2 protein-coding genes are annotated in these 3001 nt (G+C 62.0%); both read right to left on the bottom strand.

Going from position 1 to position 3001, the window contains the following annotated elements:
• Positions 1-198: 198 nt before the first annotated feature.
• Complete coding sequence (locus ACZDYF_RS18760) at positions 199-540, bottom strand: hypothetical protein (RefSeq protein ID WP_475061290.1); 342 nt, start codon at positions 538-540, stop codon at positions 199-201.
• Positions 541-1675: 1135 nt separating this feature from the next.
• A partial coding sequence (locus tag ACZDYF_RS18755; protein ID WP_475061286.1) for a Hint domain-containing protein occupies positions 1676-3001 on the bottom strand: 1326 nt, incomplete at its 5' end.

Here is a 3001-nt window from a genome sequence, read left to right as displayed (position 1 = left end):
GCGACTCACCCGCGAGACGGGCGCCGCGACCATCGTGGTCACCCACGACGAGGCGACCCTCGACACGGTCGACGCCCGCGTGCACCTGGCGGACGGGCGGCTCGTGGGGGCGGGAGAGGTCGCGTCGTTGGGTGTCTGACCCGAGGACGAGGGCCAGGCGACCCCGTGGTCGCCTGGCCCTCGTCCAGATGGGCGGACCTACTTCAGGATCCGCCGCGAGTGCTCCTCGTCCAGCGCAGACAACACGTCGCGCGCCACTCGCCAGGCATTGAAGGAATCCCGCTCGACCGCCACCCGCAGCAGGGACAGACAGCCCTTCGTGACCTCGGCGTGGCACTGCTCGCGAAGGTCACCGTTGCCCGCCGCGACTTCGTCCTGATCGGCATGGCCCGCGACGACCCGACCGAGGACGCCCAACACGGACGCCAGGCTCGCCGCGGGAACCGCCCTCTCCGCGACAGCCGCGACGATCACCGCACCCACTCCGCCGGCGCGGAACTCGTCCCACGGGATGAGGAGCAAGTGCTTGTCTGCGCGCACGGAGTAATCCGTCAACGCGCTCCGCCAACTTCACCCGGGGTTTCCGACGGGAGCAACGACATTAGAACCTGCGACTGGCACACCCTGGGCGCAAAGGGGGATGGACTCCCACTTCTCCGCCAGGCCAAGCACTGGCCGGCGCCACCTCTTTAGCTTGGTAGAGCACCCCCGGGCATCGCCGCCTGAGCGACCTCCAACTAGGCAACTAGTGAGGTAGGGCAATCTCGTTGGTGACCTTGCGGACGGAAAGTCCCCAGGATTCCAAAGATCCCGGACGAATCGAATTCAACCAACAGTTCAAGCCACCGGTCCACGACCGAGAGTTTCAGCCTCCCGAGAAACCAAGATGGCACAAGCGTCATTCTCCACTTGTCGAGAAGGATCCTCGATCCCGTTGATCAGAACCCGACCAAGGTTATCTGCGACGACCGACTCGAGGAGCCCCTCCCGCAACCTCGGAGCCTGCCTAGAATTGAACACGCGCGCCCACGCACGGAGCAGGCTCTCTCCAAAAAAGGAATGGGAACTAACGCTGGTTAAGATCACCGAGGGCCTTCACTCCGTCCACACCAAGCGCATCACGGCGCCCGATCTTGCCACCTTCCCCACGCACCTGGAAATCAATCGCAGCATTCCTGAATCTACATCGGATACAAACTCGCGACCGCGCCCTTCTCGATCCGCCGCGTTCTATTCACCACTAGCGCGACTGTCGTCGCCAGTCCCACGATGGATCTCGCTGAAATCTCTCCAGAACACAATGGTAGTCCAACAGTTCCCCGTAGTTCGTATCCAAGATTCCCCGAATCCCTGGTAGCACGTCTGCCAAGAGCTCTCGAACACATGCGACGTCAGCATACTCGATGAGCGTCGCCCTGAATTCTCCGAGCCTCTCGGCGATCTCGACGAGCTCGTCCTCCTCAAAGTCACTAAGAACGCACCCAGAGAGATTCACGCCAAATTGACATCTGCCACGGTCCAGCAAGTCGAAGAACTCGGCCTCAAGATACGTGCCGGCCCCGCGCAAGCGACTCACCAACTCTGGGTGATCGCCAACGCAACTGAGCAGGACGATGGTGGGACGCACTTACACCCTCCGTGTCGGTAGATCGGGGTTCCTTTGAAGTACTGAGAACTATGGCGCCAGGACGTCAAGCAGCAGATCCTTGTCCCTAGTGACCATGATGCCAGCCTGCTCCAGACTCTTGACCACACTCCCCCGGCCCTGCGGAAGGTATGCGATGACCGGGTAGCCCGTCAATTCCTGAGTTCTCATAGCTTGAGCCAGGGCACCCTTTCCGGTTCCACTCTTGACTTGAATCACTGCATTTCCGGTCACGATGTCAAAGTCCGTGAGAGCCTGACCAGCCGACCCATTGATCGTAATACCTTCGGCCCGAACGTGCCCAGGATAGCGAGCATTGATGTCGTTTATAAGATCCGGAACTAGCGGATCATCGCCCTTACCTTTGAAGTGAGACGGCACTTCCCCGCAATTATGAACGAGAATCGGGGTACGGTCGACGAGGACGTAGTAGGTGTGGAGGTCGTCGACCGTGAGGTTGTAGGCCGAGTCTACGATGCTCGACCCGGCGTCGATCCCGCTGGTGGGGATCTGGAACCCGTCGGCCGTGAGGACGTTGTCGCCGAAGTTGAGTTCCTGGGCGTCCTGCCACTGCCTGTCCGTAGCATTCCAGAACGGGTGGTCCTCGGTCGTCGTGAGCGCCTTGCCGCCCACCGTGAACGTGACCAGGCTGTCCTGGTGGACCCACGTCTTCGTGACGGTCTTGGGTTCCTGTCGGCCCGTCTTGGGATCCGCGGCCAGCACCTTGTCGCCTGGCTTGATGTTCTTGATGGGCTTGGTTGTCTTGTCACCCAAGAGAACTTCGGTGCTGCCAGCAAAGCTCTTCAGAGAGCAAGAAGCACCCTGCGGACTCTCCTTGGGTGCAGACTTCGCACCTCCTGCTGGCTTCGCCGCGCCTGATGCTCCAGGCGGTCTGGGCACCGGCTTCTTGGCTGCGAACGTCCGGGAGACCGCGGCGCGGATGCTGGTCGAAGCCTTGCCCAGCGCCGGCGCGAGCAGCTTTCCGCCAGCTCCGCCGATGTAGCCCAGAGCCCCGCCCATGACGGTGTCGCGAGCGAACCCCGCCAAGGAGAACTTCTGGGTCTTCTGGACCTTGCTCTTCCAGAGATTGGTCACCGCACCGGCTGCGGCACCTCCGATAGCAAAGCAGCCGACGCTGCCGACACCCCATGTTCCGCCGAGGCATGCGCTGGTCACGACGACGCCGACCACGGCGCCAGCGATCTCACCCTGGTACTTCTTGACGAAACCATTAACGGCGCCGCCGGCCTTCTTGACCTTATTCCATGCCCCCTTCCAGGACAGCAGCCCTGTGGGGTCCGAGTACGTCACCGGGTTGTTGTCGGCGTAGGCGTACGCCGACCACTGCTGCGGATC

The sequence above is a fragment of the Oerskovia sp. PE-21s genome (assembly GCF_056158145.1).
This window is presented reverse-complemented; position numbering and strand designations above follow the sequence as displayed.